Raw genomic sequence first — 17,665 nt, 5'->3', positions numbered from 1 at the left:
CGCACCCGAGTGTCGCGTGTATCCCACACCTGAAATCGGCGGCGGGACAAGGACTGGAATGAGCCGTCTCGGGGGATGGCGCTCTCCCTCCCGCCCGGCAAAGATGCCCTTCTCCCCGGCGCACCACCGACACCACCGCGCCGGAGCCGCATCCCGTGCCCGGGAGGAAGCGCACTGCCATGGGGACACACGCAGCACCGCACCGGCGCCGCAGACCCGCGCTGTTCGCGGCCGTGGGCGTCACCTTGCTGGCCGGACTGCTCGGCCTCCCGCGCGCGGACGGGGCGCCCCGGTCCGCCGACGCCTGCCGCACCGCAGGTGCCGCCATGCCGCACGGCGACTGCGGCCCGTACTGGCAGGTCCTCGCGGAGGACTTCAACGGCGACCGGGTGCCGCTCGGCGCGTTCAGCGACTGCGCCCACCACGTCGACACCTCGGCCGCCTACTGCGGCGGGCTGCGGGGCGCGTACCGGAACAACTGGTGGGCGTACCCGACCGGTTGGCGTGACACGGCCAACGAGCGGCAGCGGGGCCGGAGCGTGGCGGGGGTCTACCACCCGGAGGACACCGTGAGCGTCGGCCCCGCCGCCGACGGGGACGGCCGCATGCGCATCCGGATGTGGCGGCCCGCCGACGGCGGTCCCGTGCACGCCGCGGCGGTGGTCCCGCGCGCCGTGATGCAGCTGAAGTACGGCAAGTACAGCGCCCGCATCAAGGTGACCAAGCCCGCCGCCGGGTACAAGTCGGCGTGGCTGCACTACGGCGGCGGCTGCGAGATGGACCACCCCGAGGGCGAGTGGACGGGCTCCCTGACCGCCTTCCACCACCCCTGCGGCGGCGGCGAACAGGGCACGTACCACGGGGCCGACGACTGGACGCGGTGGCACACCGTGTCGACCGAGTGGACGCCCGGCCAGGTCCGCTTCTTCGTCGACGGCCGCCAAGTGGGCCGCGACACGCGGAACGTGCCGGACCGCCCGCTGTCCTGGGTGCTCCAGAACGAGAGCGCCCTGGAGGGCCCGCCGGCGGCCCCCGGCAGCAGCGCCCAGCTGGAGATCACCTGGGTCGCCGCGTACGCGTACGGCTGGAAGGGCGCGCGGTAGCGTCCCGCCGGGGGCCCGGGCGGTGCGGCCCTAGCCGATCGACGCCCACTGCCTCCAGTACGGCTTGTCACCGATCTGGGTGCGGCCGGCGAAGGATCCCCTGCCGTTGCCCGCGTTCAGCCACAGGCGGTGGGACGTGTCGCGGGAGACCAGGTCGTACTTGCCGTCGTCGTCGACGTCACCGGCGCCGATGACGTCCTTGTAGGAGGCGCCCCAGTCCTTGAAGACCCGGACGCGGTCCTTGAGGCGGCCGGTGCGGGTGCCGTCGTAGCGCCACAGCTCACCGGACTTGTCGAGGGCGAGGACGTCGCCGATCCCGTCGCCGTTCAGGTCGCCCGCGCCGATGACCCGCCGGTAGCCGGTCCACGACGAGCGGATCTTCACGCGCGGCGCGAAGCCGTCCCGGCCGTCGTGCGCGTACAGATAGACGTGCCCGGTGGCCTTGTCGCGGGCCAGCAGGTCCGGGCGCCCGTCGCCGGTCTGGTCGCCGGAGGCGAGGAGCGTGTCGTACTTGCTCCAGTCGCGCGCCAGCTTCTTGTACGGCGACTCGGGCAGCGGCATGCCGCCGCACACCGGGGTGTAGAGCCGGGTCTCGCCGTCGGGCATCCGGGCGACCACGTCGTTGCAGCGGTCGCCGTCGAAGTCGCCGAAGGGCACGAGGCGGGTCTTCTCCGGCCAGGTCCGCAGCTGGAAGGGGCGCGGCGAGCCGTCCTGCGTGAACAGGTTGAGCGCGCCGGTGGTGGACAGGCCGATCAGGTCCGCCTTGGAGTCGTCGGCGTAGTCGTGCCACTTGGGCCGGGCGCGCTCGCCGGTGGTGGCGGTGAACGTCTGCCGGTCGTCGCGGCCCTGGGCCTCGGTCCACACCGCCACGGGGCGGCCCTGGCCGTCGGCGGTCACGCGCCCGCTGCTGGAGCGGCCGTCGGCGGACCCGCTCAGGATCCGCGGCTTGGAGACGCCGTGGTCGCCGAAGGTCTGCGCGACGAAGTCCACGCGGACCACGGAGCCGGAGACGTACCGCTTGCGCGCGTACGTGATGACCAGCGCGCCGGTCGCGGTCCGGGCGCTGCTCACGGAGTCGTCCGGCACGTTGCGGTCGAGCAGGCGCGACTCGGTCCACCGCCCCGTGGCGGCGCGGAGCGTGGCCACATGAGGGCCCCAGCCGCCGCGGCCGACCGCCGTGACGTCGCCGTTGGGGGCCGTGAACAGCTCGGCGGGGCGGGTGGCGTCGCCGCCGGCCCCGGTGGCCTGGGTGGTGCCCCAGTCCGCTCCCGCGGGCTTGCGGGCGTACGCGCCGTGGGACAACAGGTGGAAGCCGCCCTTGGGGTGGGCGGCGAACGTGACCTGGTCGGGGTACTCGCCGAGCTGCGGCAGATCGCGCGGCGCGCTCCAGGAGCCGGACCCCGCGGGCTTCTCCAGGTACTTGTAGTGCCACTTGTGCGCGGTCGGGTCGTGGTCGACGCCGTCGCCCTCGTAGGAGCTGTTGCCGCCCCAGACCACCCCGACGGTGCCGTCGTCGGCGACGGCGAGGCGCAGGTCGCGCAGCCGGTAGTAGTAGGAGTGGTCCGGCCGCTCGATCGGCTCGGGCAGCTGGTCGAGGGTGACCGGAGCGGTCCACTCCGCACCCGGGCCCGACCGCTCCACGACCCTCAGCCGGCGGTCGCCGTCCATCCACGCGACGGCCGTGCGGCCCGCCGCGTCGGCGGCCGCGACGGGGGAGTGCGCCGGGCCGCCGGTCGGCACGGTCTCGGCCGGGCCGAAGGCGGTGGCGTCCGGGCCGAGCCGGGAGACGCGCAGCCCGCCGGGGCCGCCGTCAGCGGGCTCCTCCCACGTCAGGAGCGAGACCGCGCCGTCGTCGGTCCGGTGCAGCGAGCCCTTCTCCGCGGGCCGGGCGGGCTGCCAGGCAGTGCTGCCCGCGGGTCTGAGGGCGACCACGCGCTTGCCGTCCTGGGTGAACAGGCCGACGACGGTGCCGCCGCGGTTCGTCTTGAGGTCGTGGACCTGGGAGACGCCGGGCAGGGCCGCGGGCGCCGTCCACGGGCCCACGGGCCCGCGCGGAGCGGCCTCGGCGGCCTTGGCCGCCGCCTGCGGCGGCGCCGCGTGCGCGCTCGGCGCGGCGACGGCGAGAGCGAGTACGGGTGCGAGCGCGCTCCCCAGAAGCGCGCGGGACTGCAGAGTCATGGAAAAGTTCCCCCCCGGGATGGCTGCCATGAAAGTAGCGGCAGCGTATATCAGCCAAGATCGTGCCGCTTACGGGGATTCGCCTGCCCCGGCGGGACCGTGCGCGGGTGACCCGGAGGGGCCGCGCGCGGGCCGGTGGGGAGCCCGCGCGGCGTCGCGGTCCCGGACGGTGACGGCGGCGCGGCGCAGCGCGGCGAGCACCGTGCGCACGGCACCGCGCGCCGCGCGTTCGGGCCGGTGGAGCACGTCGATGTGGCGCCGGGCGTGCACGCCGCTGAGCGGTTTGAGGGTCAGCGCCGGGTGCGGGCGCGTGGTCCAGCGGGGCATCAGGGCCAGGCCGCCGCCCGCGGCGACGGCCTCGGCGACCACCGTGAACTCGTTGACGCGGTGCACGATGTCCAGGCGCCGGTTGGCGGCCGTGGCGATGGCGTCGATGGTGGCGAGCAGCGGGAAGCCGTCGTGCACCGTGATCCAGGGCTGGTCCGCCACGTCGTGCGGCGTGAGGCGGCGCTTGGCGGCCAGCGGATGGTCCACCGGCAGGGCCACGTCCAGGGGTTCGCGCAGCAGCGTGGTGGCGGTGACCGAGCGCGGCCACGGCGGCGCGGGGTCCAGGCGGTGGGCGAGGACGAGGTCGTAGTCCCGGGTGAGCACCGGGAAGCGGTCCTGCGCCACGTCCTCGTCGGCGAGGGCGAGCCGGGGGCCGCCGGGGCCCGCCAGATCGCGGAGCAGCAGCGGGAAGAACGCCCCGGCCGCGCTGTGGAAGGCCGCCACGGACACCGGCCCGTCCGGCTCGTTGAGGAACGCGTCGATGGTGTGCCGGGCGTGGGCGAGCGCGCTCTCCACGCCGGCCGCCGCGTCGGCCAGGGCCTGCCCGGCGTCGGTGAGGACCAGGCGCCGCCCGGCGCGCTCGGTGAGGGGCACGGGGATCGCGCGCTGGAGCAGCCGCAGTTGCTGGGACACCGCCGAAGGCGTCATCAGGAGTGCCTCGGCGGCCGCGGTGACGCTGCCCAGCTCGCCGAGTTCCCGCAGGATCCGTAGCTGCCGCTCGTTCATCGGCCCATCGTAGGCAACGATGTAGTGATACTTCACTGTTGCTGAAGAAGCACGCTCTTGGCTTCAACATCATGAGCGGGCAGCGTGTGCGGGGTGTCCCAGAACCTCGGTTTTCCGGCCGGTCGCGCCGACGCCGTCCTGCTGCTCGTCGCCCTCGTGTGGGGCTCCAGCTATCTCGCCGCGAAGACGGCCGTCGACGTGCTGCCCGTCATGGTGGTGCTGTGCGCGCGGTACGTGCTGTCCGCGGCCGTCTGCCTCCCGCTGGTCGCCGTGCGACGCCGGGACCGGCGCTTCACCCGGGACGAGTGGACGGCGGGCGGGCTCCTCGGGCTCACGCAGGCAGCCGTCCTGGTCCTGGAGACGTACGGCGTCGCGCACACCAGCGCGGCCAACGCGGGCCTGATCATCAGCCTCACCATCGTGCTCACGCCGTTCCTCGACCGCACGTCCGGCGCGGGGCGGCTGCCACCGCGCTTCTTCGCTGCGGCGGGGGTGTGTCTGGTGGCCGTCGGCCTTCTGATGTCCGGCAGCGGCTTCCACGGGCTGCGCGGCGGCGACCTGTTGATGCTGGCGGCCGCGGTGGTGCGGGCGGCGCACGTGGCCCTGGTGGGGCGGTTGACGGCGGGCCGTGCGGTGCGGCCGCTGCACCTCACCACGGTCCAGACCGTCGTCGGCTCCGCGGTGTTCGCGGTGCCCGCCGCGCACGGGCTGCCCGCGCTGGGCTCGGCGGACGCCGCCGTGTGGGGGCAGTTGGTGTATCTCGCCCTGTTCTGCAGCGTGTTCGCGTTCCTCGCGCAGACGTGGGCGGTGCAGCACAGCTCGGCGAGCCGGGCCAGTCTGCTGCTCGGCACCGAGCCGGTGTGGGCCGTCGCGGTCGGCATCGGCCTCGGGGGCGAGCGCTTCACGCCGTTCGCCGCACTCGGCGCGGGGCTGATGGTCGTGGGCACGTACTGGGGGCAGGCGGTGGAGCGGGACCACCGGGCGGCGCCGACGGGGCGGGCCGCCCGCGAGGCCGCCGGGGAGCGCGAGGGCCGGACGGCGTTGCCGTCCGGCCCTGACGCGCAGCGCGTCACCTAGGCGCTTCGCTGGATCTGCCGCACCGTGCTGTCGGGCGTCCGCGGGTCCGTCGTGGCCGGTCGCGCGGTTGCCCACGCCCCTGCGGGGCACTGCTCGTGAGGCGTCAGTCCCACCTGTAGCCGTCCCCGAAGTTCAGGGTGTGCTCCAGGACGTCCTCCATCGGGTCGTCGATCTGGCCGGTGTTGATCAGTGCCACCACCGGCGCGTTGTGCGAGTCGCGGTGCGTCTCGTCGGCGTGCGCCGCGCCTGCCGACACGACGACCGGCCCGACGGCGACCGCGGCCACCAGCGCCCAGCGGGACAGTTTCCTCACCCGACTGCCGTTCACAACCTGCTCCTTGCCTCGTCCGGCCGAGGGGACCCACCCGGCCCGGCGGACCGGCTGCTCCGGCCCCCTCGTCGTACCCAACAGCCGAAGGGATCAAGGAGTCACTGACGATCATACGAACGGGTTGTGTGGACGGAAGTCTGTGGGGAAAGGGGGCGAGCCTCTCCCACCGGAAATATCTCCCCGCCCCCTCCGGTTCAGTCGATCATGAACGCAGAGACCCCGGCACCGCACACCCCCCGATCCACCGGGCGCCCGCCCGCAGCGCTCGACCCGTCCGCCTCGCAGACGGCCTGGACAGCCGCCTTCCGCTCCGCGGTCCTCAGCCCCTACGAGTCCATCGAGCTCTTCGAACGCCGTGGTTTCGCCGACCAGACCGTCCGTCAGGTCATCCGTCTCGCCGGTGGCGGCAGCGCCCTGCGCATACGCCTGAGCAACCAGTACGGCACGGCCCCGCTGCGCGTCGCGGGCGCCCGTCTCGCGCGGCGCACCCGGCACAGCGCCGTCGACACCGCGACCGACACCCCGGTGCTGTTCGACGGCGCCACCGAGGTCGTCGTCGCGCCGGGCGCGGAAGTGATCAGCGACGCCGTCGAACGCGCGGTGCACGCGGGCGAGGAGTGGGCACTGAGCCTGTACCTGCCCGAGGAGACCGGCCTGAGCACCTACGCGGCCGTCCCCAACACCACCGGCTACGCCGTCCCCGGGAACGCCCTGGCCACCGCGTCCCTCGACAGCGCCGAGGGCCTGGAACTCCTGGTGACCCGGCACTACCTCACCGGCGTCGACGTCCTCGCCCCGGCCGGGACGCCCGTCACCGTGGCGTTCGGCGACTCCTGGCTCGAAGGCTTCGGCAGCACGCCCGATACCGACCGCCGCCTCACCGACCTGCTGAACGCGCGGCTCCCCGACGGCGCGGGCTGGGTGGTCAACCAGGGCCTGTCCGCCAACCGCCTCCTCACCGACGAGGTCGGCGACAGCGCCCTGAACCGCCTGGAGCGCGACGTGCTCTCCGTGCCCGGGGCCACCCACGTCCTGGTCCACCTCGGCGTGAACGACCTGGGCACGCCCGGCCAGCTCGCCCACCCCGAGCCCGCGGCCCCGCCCACCGCCGACGAACTCATCGCGGGCCTGACGACCCTCGCCGACCGGCTGCACGCGGCCGGGCTCACCGCGATCGCCACCACCATCGGCCCCTACAAGGGCACGATCTTCGACGGCTACGACAGCCCGGCGGGCCGGGCCGTCGCCCGCGAGGTCAACGCCTGGATCCGCGGCGCCGACAGCCCCTACGACGCCTACGTCGACACCGCGGCCGCGGTCGCCGACCCGCGGGACCCGGAGCGCATCCACCCGGACCTGGGCAGCGGCGACGGCCTCCACGTCAACGACGCGGGCTTCGAGGCCATGGCGGACGCGATGGACCTCTCACTCCTCACCACCGGAGGCAGAAGATGACGATGTACGCGATATCCCTGGGCGACGACGGCGCGGAGCTGCGCCCGCTGGAGCCGTGGCAGGCCGAGGAGTTCCTGGCGCACGTGGACCGGGGACGGGAGTTCATCGGGCGGCACAACGGCCTGCCGGACATCATCACCGACCTCGCGTCGAGCCGCGCCTACCTCCAGGCGTACGCGGACAAGGCCGCCGCCGACGCCGGGCGGATCTGCGGCATCCACTGGGACGGCAGGCTCGTCGGCGCCGTCATCCTGCGCCGGATGGACGTCGGGCAGGGCACCGCGGAGGCGGGCTGCTGGCTGGAGCCGTCGGCGGCGGGCAAGGGCCTGGTGACCCGCGCCGCGCGCGCCCTCATCGACTGGGCCGTGGAGGAGCGCGGCATCCACCGCGTGGAGTGGTGGGTCTCGTCCGGCAACGCGCCGAGCATCGCCGTGGCGCGGCGGCTCGGCATGACGCGCGACGGTGTGCTCAAGGAGAGCTATCTGTACCGGGGCGTGCGGCACGACGAGGAGATCTGGTCGGTGCTCGCGCCCGCGTGGCGGGCCCGGAAGGAGAACGCGTAGGGCGACGCCGCGCCGCTCAGTGCCCGTGCGGGATGAGCCGCTCGACCGCCCGCCACGTCGCGCGCAGGCCGCGGCGGCTCTCGACGGGCGGCGGGGGCGTCGCCGGCGCGAGCGCGGCGTGGGCCACGGGCTGGGCGCGGGCCTCCCAGTCGCACGGGGGAGAGGGGCAGTCGGCCGACCGGCCCCGCTGCTCCTCTCCCCGGAGCACGGCCAGCGCGTCGTCGTGCGCCTTGAGCCCGACGCTGACCAGCGTGAGCAGGAGCGCGATGTCCATGTCGCAGTCGAGCAGCACCGTGATCCACGACGCCCCGGGCCGCACCCGGATCGCGGAGCTGTGTCTCAGCTGCGGCCGCAGCCGGTCGACGGCGGCGCGGGTGAGGCAGACGTCCGCGGCGTCGTCGCAGTGGAAGTGGACCAGTTCGTAGCCCGCTCGCGCGGGTGTGCCCGGTGTGCCGAAGGAACGTCCCACCGCGCACCGGGGGGAACCGCTCACGAGGTTCGGCCATGACTCCAGCTGGGTCATGGCACGTTGCGCCGCCGTCATGCGCCCCATCGTCGCGCGGATTTCACCCTGCGAACTACCCCTGTTCACAAGCTGATTCCCTGCGGCGGGCCGGGCCCGCGCTCGCGCCTGAGGTCAGCAAGGGTATGGCTGGCTCCCGGTCGAGCGGAAGGGGAGGGACCGTGTCACCCGCCCGTGCCGATGACGTGCGGTGTTGTCGTACCGCAGAACCGCACGGGAGTGTCATAGATCACATAGGCATCCGGGAACTCGCCCTGCGCGCCGCTCGACCCATGGACCGGTCCGGTCAGCACCGGAGCACCTCGTACCACCGACCGGCACCAGGAGAGCACGACATGTCCGCCCAGCCCCCTGCCCCCGCACCGCCCGACGGGCGGCCCGCCGCCACGGCGGAGCCCGCCCCGCGGCCGTCCGTGTGGTCCACGCTGCGCCCGCTGGTCCTGCGGCTGCACTTCTACGCCGGGGTGCTCATCGCCCCCTTCCTGCTCGTGGCCGCCGCGACGGGATTCCTCTACGCCGCCTCGTACACGGCGGAGAAGGTCGTGTACGCCGATCAGCTGACGGTGCCCGTGGGTGACCGGGAGCTGCCCATCGAGCGGCAGGTCGCCGCGGCCCGCAAGGCCCACCCCGAGGGCACGGTCGCCGCGGTGCGGCCCTCGGCGGAGGACGGCGCGACGACCCGCGTACTGCTCTCCGGGGTGCCGGGCGTCGCCGAGGACCGCACCCTCGCCGTGTTCGTCAACCCGTACAACGGCGAGGTGCGCGGCGCCGAGGAGAGCTACGGCTCCAGCGGCTCGCTGCCGCTGCGCACCTGGATCTCCGGTCTCCACCGCGATCTGCACCTGGGCGAGACGGGCCGGCTGTACAGCGAACTCGCCGCGAGCTGGCTGTGGGTGATCGCGGGCGGCGGCGTCGTGCTGTGGTTCGGGCGCCGCCGGGCCCGGCGCGGGCTGCGGGGCACGACGGGCCGCCGGCGCCTGCTCTCGCTGCACGGCTCGGTGGGCGTGTGGGCGGCCGGAGGCCTCTTCTTCCTGTCCGCCACGGGCCTGACCTGGTCGACGTACGCGGGCGAGAGCATCGGCGACCTGCGCGAGACCCTCGGCCAGACGACGCCCGCGGTGTCGGCGAGCGCGGCCGGGGCGGGCGCCGGGGAGCACGCCGGACACGGCGGCGGCAGCGGTGCGAGGACCGGGTCCGGCGGCACGGGCGACGTCGGGCTCGACACCGTCCTCAAGGCCGCCCGCGCCGAGGGCCTCACGAACCCGGTGGAGATCGTCCCGCCCGCCGACGCCTCCTCCGGCTACGTCGTCAAGCAGATCCAGCGCAGCTGGCCCGAGAAGCAGGACTCCGTCGCCGTCGACGCGCAGAGCGGTGAGGTCACCGACGTCCTGCGGTTCGACGACTTCCCGGTCCTCGCCAAGCTGACCCGCTGGGGCATCGACGCGCACTCCGGCACCCTCTTCGGCCTCGCGAACCAGATCGCGCTCGCCGCCCTCGCCCTCGCCCTGGTCCTGCTGATCGTGTGGGGCTACCGGATGTGGTGGCTGCGCGGCAGCGGCAGCGCGTTCGGCCGCCCGCTGCCGCGCGGCGCCTGGCAGCACGTCCCGGCGTACGTCCTGGTCCCGCTGATGGCGGCGATCGCGGTGCTCGGCTACTTCGTGCCGCTGCTCGGCATCCCGCTGGCCGCGTTCATCGCGGTCGACGTCCTCCTGGGCGAGATCGCGCACCGGCGCGGCAGGCGCGACCAGGGCCCCAGGGCCACGGCGGACCGCGCGTAGCCGCCCCGGGCGGGCGGTGGTTCAGGCCCGCATGCCGCCGTCGACCCGCAGGACCGTGCCGGTGACGTAGGAGGAGCGGTCGCTGAGGAGCCAGGCGGCGGCCTCGGCGATCTCCTCCGGTGCGGCGGCACGGCCCAGCGGCGTCAGGGCGTTGAGCTGCTCGATGGTGCCGGGGGACTCGGCGTCCCACTCCTGGAGCATCTCGGTGAGCGTGGTGCCGGGCGCGATGGCGTTGACGCGGATGCCCTCGGGGCCGTACGTGGCGGCCGCCGACGCGGTCAGGCTGTTGAGGGCGCCCTTCGTCGCGGCGTACACGGGCAGCGCGGGGTTGGCCATCAGGCTGCCGACGCTGGAGGTGTTGACGATGGCGCCGCGCCCCGCGGTGGCGCGGATGGCGGCGATCTCGGCGTTCATGGCCAGCCACGGGCCCTTGAGGTTCACGGCGCAGACGTGGTCGAAGTCGGCCTCGGGGAGCTGGTCCATCGGGCCGGGCCGCTGCCCCGCCGCGCCGTTGTTGAAGGCCGCGTCGAGCCGGCCGTACAGCTCCACGCACCGGTCGACGGCGGCGCGGACGCTCGCCGGGTCCGCCAGGTCGCACACCACGTGCGCCGCGGTGCCGCCGGCCGCCCTGATCTCCTCGGTCACCGCCTCGAGCTCGGTCTCCGTGCGGGCCGCGAGGACCACCCGGGCGCCCTCCCGGGCGAAGAGACGGGCCGCGGCGGCGCCGATGCCGCGCCCGGCGCCGGTGACGAGGGCGACCTTGCCGGTGAGCAGGCTCGCGGTGGTGCTGGAGGTCATTGCTGTGTCGTTCATGCCGACGAGCCTGCTGCCGCCCGTCCCGCTCATCCAGGCACTGACAGTGCCTGGATGAGCACCTGGCCGACCGTCCACACTGGACGTGTGGATCAACGTGAACGACGAGAGCTCGCCGACTTCCTGCGCAGCAGGCGGGAGCGCATCACCCCCGCCGACGTGGGGCTGCCCGCGGGGCCGCGCCGCCGCACCCCGGGGCTGCGCCGCGAGGAGGTGGCGCAGCTCGCGTTCATCTCGGCCGAGTACTACGCGCGCCTCGAACAGGGCCGGGCCCCGCATCCGTCGCGGGAGGTCCTCGCCCAGCTCACCCGCGCGCTGCGGCTGACGGAGGCCGAGCGCGACCACCTGCTGCGGCTCGCCGGTGTCCCGCCGGAGCCGCCGGGACCGTCGCGGGAGGTGCGGCCGAGCATCGTCGACCTGCTGCGGCGGATGCCGGACGCGGCGGCGGTCGTCCTGTCGGCGACGTACGAGGTCCTCGCCTGGAACGACCTCGCGGCCGCCCTGATGGAGGACTTCTCCGCGCTCCCGCGCCGGGACCGGAACCTCGTCCGGCGCGCCTACCTCGGCCCGCACCGGCACGGCCGCAGGCTGTACGGCCTCTCCGACGCGGACGACTTCGCCCGGACCGCGGCCCGGCACCTGCGCGCCGCCGCGGCCCGCTATCCCGACGACGCCGAGGTGCGGGGCCTGGTCGACGAACTCCTCGCGGGCAGCGAGGAGTTCGCCCGGCTGTGGGCCGCGCACGACGTGGCCGACCGGCCCACGTTCTGCGGGACCTTCGCGCACCCCCTCGTCGGGCCCGTCCCCGTGCGCGGCGACGTCCTGGACCTCACCGACCGGGACCAGCGGGTCCTCGTCTACAGCGCCGTCCCCGGCTCGCCGTCGGAAGAGGCGCTGCGGCTGCTCTCGGTGATCGGCACGCAGAGCATGGGCGTGCCCGGCTGACGCGCGCGGCCACCGCCTTCGTGCCGGGGCCTGCGGGACACCGTTGCCGCCCACGGCGCGGACGATCTAACCTCCCGGGGATCTATGACGCCGAGTCAGGTGGGGTGCGCGGTGGACTACGAGGACTACAAGCAGTACGACGCGGTCGGGCTCGCCGAGGTGGTGGCGCGGGGCGACGCGTCACCGGCCGAGCTCCTCGAGGCGGCACTCGCGCGCGCCGAGGCCGTCAACGGGAAGATCAACGCCATCGTCCGCCCGATGCCGAGCATCGCGCGCGAGCGCGCCGCGGGCGAGCTCACGGGACCCTTCGCCGGAGTCCCGTTCCTGATCAAGGACTTGATGCAGGACTACGAGGGGCGGCCCACGGGGCGCGGCTCCCGCGCGGCCGCGGGGCTCGTCGCGGCACGCCACAGCGAGGCCGTGCGGCGGTGGCTCGACGCCGGGCTCGTCGTGTTCGGGCAGACGAACACGCCCGAGTTCGGCATCAAGAGCATCACCGAGCCCGAGGCCAACGGCGCGACCCGCAACCCGTGGAACCTCGGCCACACCCCGGGCGGCTCGTCCGGTGGCTCCGCGGCCGCCGTCGCCGCGGGCATCGTCCCGGCCGCGGGCGCCAACGACGGCGGCGGCTCGATCCGCATACCCGCCGCGTGCTGCGGCCTCTTCGGCCTCAAGCCGGGGCGCGGCCTGGTGCCCGCGGGCCCCGCGCACGGGGAGCTGCTCGCGGGCGCGGCCAGCGACGGCGTCGTCTCCCGCACGGTGCGCGACAGCGCGGCCCTGCTCGACGTGCTCACCGCCCGCCCCGACCCGGGCGGCCCCTATCTCGCGGCCCGCCCCGAGGCGCCGTACGCCGAACTGGCCCGGCGCACACCGCCGAGGCTGCGCGTCGGCGTGAGCACCCGTTCGCCGATCGGCACCCCGGTGGCGCGCGAGGCGGTCGAAGCCGTCGACGTGGCGGTCAAGCTCCTGACCGCGCTCGGCCACGACGTGGAAGAGGCGGAGCCCGCCGTCGACGGCCTGCGCATGGCCGACGACTTCATGACCATGTACGCGGTGGAGAACGCCGCGACGCTGGCGGAGCTGAAGCACCGCACCGGCGCGGGCGACGACCGGTTCGAGCTCGACACCCACCTCATCGCGGCCGCGGGCCGCGCGGTCGGCGCCGTCGAGCACTCCGTGCGGAACGCCCGGTGGAACACCTACGCCCGTCAACTGACCGCGTTCCACGAGACGTACGACGTGCTGCTCACGCCGACGCTCGCCCGGCCGCCGGTGCGGATCGGCGAACTCGACACGCCCTGGCTGACCCGGCAGGTCGGCAAGGCGCTGCTCAAGGCCGGGGTGGCGGGCAGGCTCAGCAGGACCAGGCTGTGGAAGCAGGCCGTCGTCCAGAACCTCGCGCCCAACCCCTTCACCCAGCTCGCCAACATCACGGGCCGCCCCGCCATGTCGGTCCCGCTGTACCGCACGCCCGAGGGCCTGCCCCTGGGGGTGCAGTTCGGCGGGCCGCTCGGCAGCGAGGGGCTGCTGCTCGCGCTCGCCGGACAACTGGAGTCGGCCGCTCCGTGGGCTCAGGAGCGGCCGACCCTGTGAAACGGCGCGGCGGGCGCGCGGCGTGCCCCGCGCGCCCGCCGCTCAACCGGTGCCTACGACGTGGCGATCAACGCACGTCGACGGCGTCACCGGCGGCGTTGACGGCCCCGGTGCTGGCGTTGCCCGCGAAGGCGTAGCGGTACGAGCCGTCGACCGAGGCCTTGACCGTGGTCTTCAGGTTGCCCTTGGTGTCGGTCTTGACGGTCTTCACCGCGGTGTAGGCGGTGGCGCCCTTCTTCTTGAACTCCAGGGTCACCGACTGGCCGGTGTAGCCGGCGTACTTGTGGGTCTCCCAGTTGGCGCGGGTCAGCGCGCCCGTGATGGTCAGGGTCTTGCCCTTCTTGATCGGCTCGGGCGAGGCGTCGACCGTCAGCTTCGACTCGCGCTGGACCTTGAACTTCCCGGCCTTCTCCGCGTAGATGCTGTCGGTGTCGGAGACCAGCAGGGGGTTGACGTACCACGTGCCCGCGGGCGTGTTGTCGTAGAAGTCGACGTCGGGGTCGATGGTGAACGTCCCGGTGCAGGTCGCCTTCGTGCCCTCGGTGGTGCACTTGGGGGTGGTCTGCGGCTGCGCCACGTTCGAGTTCGGGCCGAACAGGGTGATGTCGGACTCGGTGATCGCGGAGTCGGTGCTCGCCGTCACCGAGACCTTGAAGGTCTTGCCTGCGGTGGTGCCGAGCACGACCGGCTTGCCGTCGTTCACGGTGACGTTCGTGATCGAGATGCCCTCGGGCGCGGCGGCCAGGGCCCCGGGGGCGGTGAAGCCCACGGCGGCCGCGGCGAGCACGGAGCCGAACACGGCGATGCGAGTGCGGTGTTGCATGACAAGTCCCCCACGGATGGTGCCGGGACGCGAGCGCTGCCCGGCGATAGATGTGAACGAAGTGACCTTACGGTCTTCACCACATCTTCATCACCGTGGCGATCGCCACGTGCGTCACGTACAACCATTCGCCGGTACGGCATACGAGCGGCCCGGGCCCCCGGGGCGAGGGGCCGTCAGGCGGGCGGGTCCGGCGTCCCGCGCGGTTCGAGGGGGTGGGTGGCGGGGCCGTGCAGGACCGAGCCGTCCGTCGCGAAGCGGGAGCCGTGGCAGGGGCACTCCCAGGCCTGTTCCGCGTCGTTGAAGTGCACCAGGCAGCCGAGGTGGGTGCAGCGCGCGGAGACCACGCTGACCTGGCCGCTCGCGTCGCGGTGGACGGCGCACCGGCGGCCCTCCAGGCGCATGACGGCTCCGCTGCCGGGCGGGACGTCCGCGATCGAGTCGACGTGCGCGGTGTGCAGCCGGTCGCCGACGAAGTGCTTGGCCACGGCCGCCTGCTGGGCGGCGAGCCGGCCCGCGTCGCGGACCGGCGGCAGCCGGCGCGGGTCGTACAGGTCGGTCCAGGCGGGGCGGGGCCCGCCGGTGATGTGGGCCGTGAGCAGCCCGCCCGCCATGACGCCGTTGCTCATGCCCCAGCCGCCGAAGCCGGTGGCCACATAGACGTGCCGGGTGCCGGGGTGGGCGTGGCCGACGTAGGGGAGGTGGTCCAGCGAGTCGTTGTCCTGCGCCGCCCAGCGGTAGCCGGTGTCCGCCCGGGCGAAGTCCGGCACGTGGGCGCGGGCCCAGGCGTCGAGCCGGGCGTACCGCTCCCGCACGTCGCCCGTTCCCGGCGTGAAGGACTCCCCGGTGACGATGACGAGGCGCCGCTCCTGGTCGTACGGCGCGCTGCGCAGTGAGCGGACCCCGTCCTCCGGTGTGAGGTACATGCCCGTGGGGGCCGCGGCCGACGGCACGGGTGCGGCGAGCACCAGCTCCCGGCGGGGGGTGAGCCGGGTGAAGAGCAGGGTGCGGTCGAAGACCGGGTAGTGCGTGGCGATGACCACGTCGCGCGCCCGCACGGTGCCACCGGCCTCGGTGGTCAGACGGCACCGGTGGCCGTCGTGGAGGCCGGTGACCCGGGCGCGCTCGAAGACGCGGCCGCCGGCTCGGGTGAGGTGCTCGGCCAGGGCGAGGAGGAACTTCCGCGGATGGAACTGGAGTTGGCCCTCGACGCGGACCGCGCCCGCGATGGCGAAGGGCAGTTCGGTGTCGGTCACGAAGGAGGCGTCGAGTCCGGCCCGCCGCGCCGCGGCGGCCTCGTCCCGGAGCTCGTGGACGCGTTCGGAGTCGCGCAGATAGGTGAGGGCGGGGGCGCCCTCCAGGTCCGCGTCGATACCGAGGTCGGCGCACAGTCCGGCGGTCCGCTCGACGGCTTCCTGCTGGGAGAGGGCGTAGAGGCGGGCGTCGTCGGCGCCGTGCTCGGCCTCCAGGCGCGCGTAGCGCAGGCCGTGCGCGGCGCTGAGCTTGGCGGTCGTGTACCCGCTCACGCCCGCGGCGACGCGGTCCGCCTCCAGGAGGACCACGTCGAGGCCGGAGCGGGTGAGCTCCCACGCCGTGCAGAGACCGGCGATGCCGCCGCCGATGACCGCGACGTCCGCCGTCAGATCCGTGTCGGGGGCCGGGTAGCGGGTCTCGGGCGTCGTGGCCAGCCAGTACGACTCGTCGACAACTGCGGTGCGCTGCATGACGGTTCCCCTCGGGGGCCGGGTGCGGGCGCCGCCGCGGCCCCGGGGGGCCGCGGCGGTCGTGCGGTGCGCTGCTACCAGTAGTGACGTCGTCCGCCCACCGCGTGCCCGACGGCGCCGAGGAGCCAGAGAACGGCGCCGACGGCGACGAGGACGACACCGATCGTCCAGAGGATCGAGATGCCGGCCACCAGGCCGATGACGAGCAGGACGAGGCCGATCGCGATCATTGGGTCCTCCAATGTGCGGATATATTCCAGTATGCGCCCGTCGGTGTGATGCCGTACCGGCCGGGCCGGGGGCGACGTACTGGCTGTGTCGTCGGGGGAGGGCGCCCGGTGGCACGGGCCACCGGACGTGGAGCCGCCGTGCTCGACGCGACCGCGCGGTCGCGTCGTCGAGGCGGCGTGAGAATCCCAGTACCCCGCTTCCCCGGCTCGACACGCGGTCGTGTCACACCACGCGGCGGAGCGCCTCCGGCGTGAGGTCGCCGAGCGCCGGGTATCCGTCGACGGCCATGATCAGATCGGTCTCGGCGAGGAGCGAGCGGAGCACGTGGACGATGCCGTCGGTGCCGCCGAGGGCGAGCCCGTACGCGTAGGGGCGGCCGATGCCGACGGCGGTGGCGCCCAGGGCGAGCGCCTTGACGATGTCCGCGCCACTGCGGACGCCGGAGTCGAAGAGCACCGGCAGCCCGTCGGCGGCCTCCACCACGCCGGGCAGCGCGTCCAGGGCGGGCAGCCCGCCGTTGGCCTGGCGGCCGCCGTGGTTGGAGCAGTAGACGGCGTTCGCCCCGCCGTCCTTGGCCCGGCGCACGTCGTCGGGGTGGCAGAGCCCCTTGAGGATCAGCGGCAGATCGGTCAGCGAGCGCAGCCAGGGCAGGTCCGCCCAGGTGAGCGCGTGGGGAAAGACGCGCACCCAGTTGAGGACGGCTTCCTGCGGGTCCTCCTCCGGCGGCCGCTTCAACTGTGCGCGGAAGACCGGGTCCGAGAAGTAGTTGGCGAGGCAGTGGCCCCGCAGCTGGGGGAAGTTGCTGACGCTCAGGTCGCGCGGACGCCAGCCCGTCACCCAGGTGTCGAGGGTGACCACGATGCCCTGGAATCCGGCCGACTCCGCCCGGCGGACGAGGCTCTCCGCCAGGTCCCGGTCGCTCGGGGTGTAGAGCTGGAAGAAGCCGGGCGTGTCCCCGAGCGCGGCGGCCACCTCCTCCAGGGGATCGACGGACAGCGTGGAGGCGATCATCGGTACGCCGGTACGGGCGGACGCCCGCGCGGTGGCCAGGTCGCCGTGCCCGTCCTGCGCGCACAGACCGAGCACGCCGATCGGCGCCATGAGCGCGGGCGAGGGCAGCCTCGTCCCGAAGAGTCCGACGGACAGGTCGCGCTCCGCGGCGCCGACGAGCATGCGCGGGACGAGCCCCCAGCCGTCGAACGCGGAGACGTTGACGCGCTGGGTGCGCTCGTCCCCCGCCCCGCCCGCGACGTACGACCACACCGAAGGCGGCAGCGCCGCCCGGGCCCTGGCCTCCCACCCGGCGAAGTCCATCGGGAAGCGCGGGACGACCCCGCCGAGCCCTTCGAGGTAGATCTCGTTCTGGTAGGAACCGAATGCCTGCCCCATGTGCCTGCCTCTCCGCCTACCGCCGTCCCGGTGCGGCGATCCAGCGACCAGGGTGCAGCGCGGCGGGCCCGCCCCACCACAGCCGT

At 74.3% G+C, this 17,665-nt stretch carries 16 protein-coding genes; 7 read left to right on the top strand and 9 right to left on the bottom strand.

Annotation, left to right across the window (positions count from 1 at the left end; translation table 11 throughout):
• Positions 1-179: 179 nt before the first annotated feature.
• Positions 180-1,103, top strand: a complete 924-nt coding sequence (locus C9F11_RS04300; RefSeq protein WP_138957987.1) for a glycoside hydrolase family 16 protein — start codon at positions 180-182, stop codon at positions 1,101-1,103.
• Positions 1,104-1,133: 30 nt separating this feature from the next.
• Here C9F11_RS04300 and C9F11_RS04295 read toward each other — a convergent pair whose 3' ends face one another.
• Together C9F11_RS04295 and C9F11_RS04290 are read right to left on the bottom strand one after the other, a co-directional pair.
• Positions 1,134-3,281 (bottom strand): VCBS repeat-containing protein, encoded by a 2,148-nt coding sequence (locus C9F11_RS04295; RefSeq protein WP_138957986.1) that lies wholly within the window; start codon positions 3,279-3,281, stop codon positions 1,134-1,136.
• Between the two features lie 69 nt (positions 3,282-3,350).
• A complete protein-coding gene (locus C9F11_RS04290) occupies positions 3,351-4,334 on the bottom strand; it encodes a LysR family transcriptional regulator (protein WP_138957985.1) in 984 nt (327 codons plus the stop codon).
• Positions 4,335-4,427: 93 nt separating this feature from the next.
• On the opposite strand from C9F11_RS04290, the gene C9F11_RS04285 reads away from it, so the two are divergent.
• Positions 4,428-5,411, top strand: coding sequence for a DMT family transporter (locus tag C9F11_RS04285; protein WP_138957984.1), 984 nt, complete (start codon positions 4,428-4,430; stop codon positions 5,409-5,411).
• A gap of 103 nt (positions 5,412-5,514) precedes the next feature.
• Here C9F11_RS04285 and C9F11_RS04280 read toward each other — a convergent pair whose 3' ends face one another.
• Positions 5,515-5,715: a hypothetical protein gene (locus C9F11_RS04280; RefSeq protein ID WP_171076052.1), complete on the bottom strand. Its 201-nt coding sequence runs from the start codon at positions 5,713-5,715 to the stop codon at positions 5,515-5,517.
• Positions 5,716-5,946: 231 nt separating this feature from the next.
• Between C9F11_RS04280 and C9F11_RS04275 the strand changes: the two genes are divergently transcribed.
• Positions 5,947-7,197, top strand: a complete 1,251-nt coding sequence (locus C9F11_RS04275) for a GDSL-type esterase/lipase family protein (protein WP_138957983.1) — start codon at positions 5,947-5,949, stop codon at positions 7,195-7,197.
• A 2-nt stretch (positions 7,198-7,199) separates the two neighbouring features.
• Positions 7,200-7,760, top strand: a complete 561-nt coding sequence (locus tag C9F11_RS04270; protein ID WP_138966036.1) for a GNAT family protein — start codon at positions 7,200-7,202, stop codon at positions 7,758-7,760.
• A gap of 16 nt (positions 7,761-7,776) precedes the next feature.
• Here C9F11_RS04270 and C9F11_RS47265 read toward each other — a convergent pair whose 3' ends face one another.
• On the bottom strand, positions 7,777-8,304 hold the full coding sequence (locus C9F11_RS47265; protein WP_171075628.1) for a luciferase family protein: 528 nt from the start codon (positions 8,302-8,304) through the stop codon (positions 7,777-7,779).
• A gap of 314 nt (positions 8,305-8,618) precedes the next feature.
• Between C9F11_RS47265 and C9F11_RS04260 the strand changes: the two genes are divergently transcribed.
• Positions 8,619-10,061, top strand: coding sequence for a PepSY domain-containing protein (locus C9F11_RS04260; protein ID WP_138957982.1), 1,443 nt, complete (start codon positions 8,619-8,621; stop codon positions 10,059-10,061).
• 21 nt (positions 10,062-10,082) lie between these two features.
• Here the strand turns inward: C9F11_RS04260 and C9F11_RS04255 are convergent, their stop codons facing one another.
• Positions 10,083-10,874: a glucose 1-dehydrogenase gene (locus tag C9F11_RS04255; RefSeq protein WP_249401590.1), complete on the bottom strand. Its 792-nt coding sequence runs from the start codon at positions 10,872-10,874 to the stop codon at positions 10,083-10,085.
• An 87-nt stretch (positions 10,875-10,961) separates the two neighbouring features.
• Here C9F11_RS04255 and C9F11_RS04250 point away from each other — a divergent pair, with 87 nt between their 5' ends.
• Positions 10,962-11,819, top strand: coding sequence for a helix-turn-helix transcriptional regulator (locus tag C9F11_RS04250; RefSeq protein WP_249401589.1), 858 nt, complete (start codon positions 10,962-10,964; stop codon positions 11,817-11,819).
• Between the two features lie 84 nt (positions 11,820-11,903).
• Positions 11,904-13,412, top strand: a complete 1,509-nt coding sequence (locus tag C9F11_RS04245) for an amidase family protein (RefSeq protein ID WP_249401588.1) — start codon at positions 11,904-11,906, stop codon at positions 13,410-13,412.
• A 67-nt stretch (positions 13,413-13,479) separates the two neighbouring features.
• Here C9F11_RS04245 and C9F11_RS04240 read toward each other — a convergent pair whose 3' ends face one another.
• From C9F11_RS04240 to C9F11_RS04230, 4 genes are all read right to left on the bottom strand, one after another.
• Complete coding sequence (locus C9F11_RS04240; RefSeq protein ID WP_138957979.1) at positions 13,480-14,235, bottom strand: calcium-binding protein; 756 nt, start codon at positions 14,233-14,235, stop codon at positions 13,480-13,482.
• A 176-nt stretch (positions 14,236-14,411) separates the two neighbouring features.
• Positions 14,412-15,959: an FAD-dependent oxidoreductase gene (locus C9F11_RS04235; RefSeq protein ID WP_138957978.1), complete on the bottom strand. Its 1,548-nt coding sequence runs from the start codon at positions 15,957-15,959 to the stop codon at positions 14,412-14,414.
• Positions 15,960-16,033: 74 nt separating this feature from the next.
• The gene (locus C9F11_RS47260) at positions 16,034-16,189 is read right to left on the bottom strand and encodes a DUF6131 family protein (protein WP_171075627.1); all 156 of its coding nucleotides are present in this window, start codon (positions 16,187-16,189) and stop codon (positions 16,034-16,036) included.
• A gap of 223 nt (positions 16,190-16,412) precedes the next feature.
• Positions 16,413-17,579 (bottom strand): lactate 2-monooxygenase, encoded by a 1,167-nt coding sequence (locus C9F11_RS04230; protein WP_138957977.1) that lies wholly within the window; start codon positions 17,577-17,579, stop codon positions 16,413-16,415.
• Between the last annotated feature and the right edge of the window lie 86 nt (positions 17,580-17,665).

Source organism: Streptomyces sp. YIM 121038, assembly GCF_006088715.1.
GTDB lineage: Bacteria > Actinomycetota > Actinomycetes > Streptomycetales > Streptomycetaceae > Streptomyces.
This window is presented reverse-complemented; position numbering and strand designations above follow the sequence as displayed.

Excerpts from the sequence above, each read along its gene's own strand:
- C9F11_RS04300 (WP_138957987.1), top strand. The coding sequence starts at position 180 with ATGGGGACACACGCAGCACCGCACCGGCGCCGCAGACCCGCGCTGTTC.
- C9F11_RS04295 (WP_138957986.1), bottom strand. The coding sequence starts at position 3,281 with ATGACTCTGCAGTCCCGCGCGCTTCTGGGGAGCGCGCTCGCACCCGTA.
- C9F11_RS04290 (WP_138957985.1), bottom strand. The coding sequence starts at position 4,334 with ATGAACGAGCGGCAGCTACGGATCCTGCGGGAACTCGGCGAGCTGGGC.
- C9F11_RS04275 (WP_138957983.1), top strand. The coding sequence starts at position 5,947 with ATGAACGCAGAGACCCCGGCACCGCACACCCCCCGATCCACCGGGCGC.
- C9F11_RS04270 (WP_138966036.1), top strand. The coding sequence starts at position 7,200 with ATGTACGCGATATCCCTGGGCGACGACGGCGCGGAGCTGCGCCCGCTG.
- C9F11_RS47265 (WP_171075628.1), bottom strand. The coding sequence starts at position 8,304 with ATGACGGCGGCGCAACGTGCCATGACCCAGCTGGAGTCATGGCCGAAC.
- C9F11_RS04260 (WP_138957982.1), top strand. The coding sequence starts at position 8,619 with ATGTCCGCCCAGCCCCCTGCCCCCGCACCGCCCGACGGGCGGCCCGCC.
- C9F11_RS04255 (WP_249401590.1), bottom strand. The coding sequence starts at position 10,874 with ATGAACGACACAGCAATGACCTCCAGCACCACCGCGAGCCTGCTCACC.
- C9F11_RS04245 (WP_249401588.1), top strand. The coding sequence starts at position 11,904 with ATGACGCCGAGTCAGGTGGGGTGCGCGGTGGACTACGAGGACTACAAG.
- C9F11_RS04240 (WP_138957979.1), bottom strand. The coding sequence starts at position 14,235 with ATGCAACACCGCACTCGCATCGCCGTGTTCGGCTCCGTGCTCGCCGCG.
- C9F11_RS04235 (WP_138957978.1), bottom strand. The coding sequence starts at position 15,959 with ATGCAGCGCACCGCAGTTGTCGACGAGTCGTACTGGCTGGCCACGACG.
- C9F11_RS47260 (WP_171075627.1), bottom strand. The coding sequence starts at position 16,189 with ATGATCGCGATCGGCCTCGTCCTGCTCGTCATCGGCCTGGTGGCCGGC.
- C9F11_RS04230 (WP_138957977.1), bottom strand. The coding sequence starts at position 17,579 with ATGGGGCAGGCATTCGGTTCCTACCAGAACGAGATCTACCTCGAAGGG.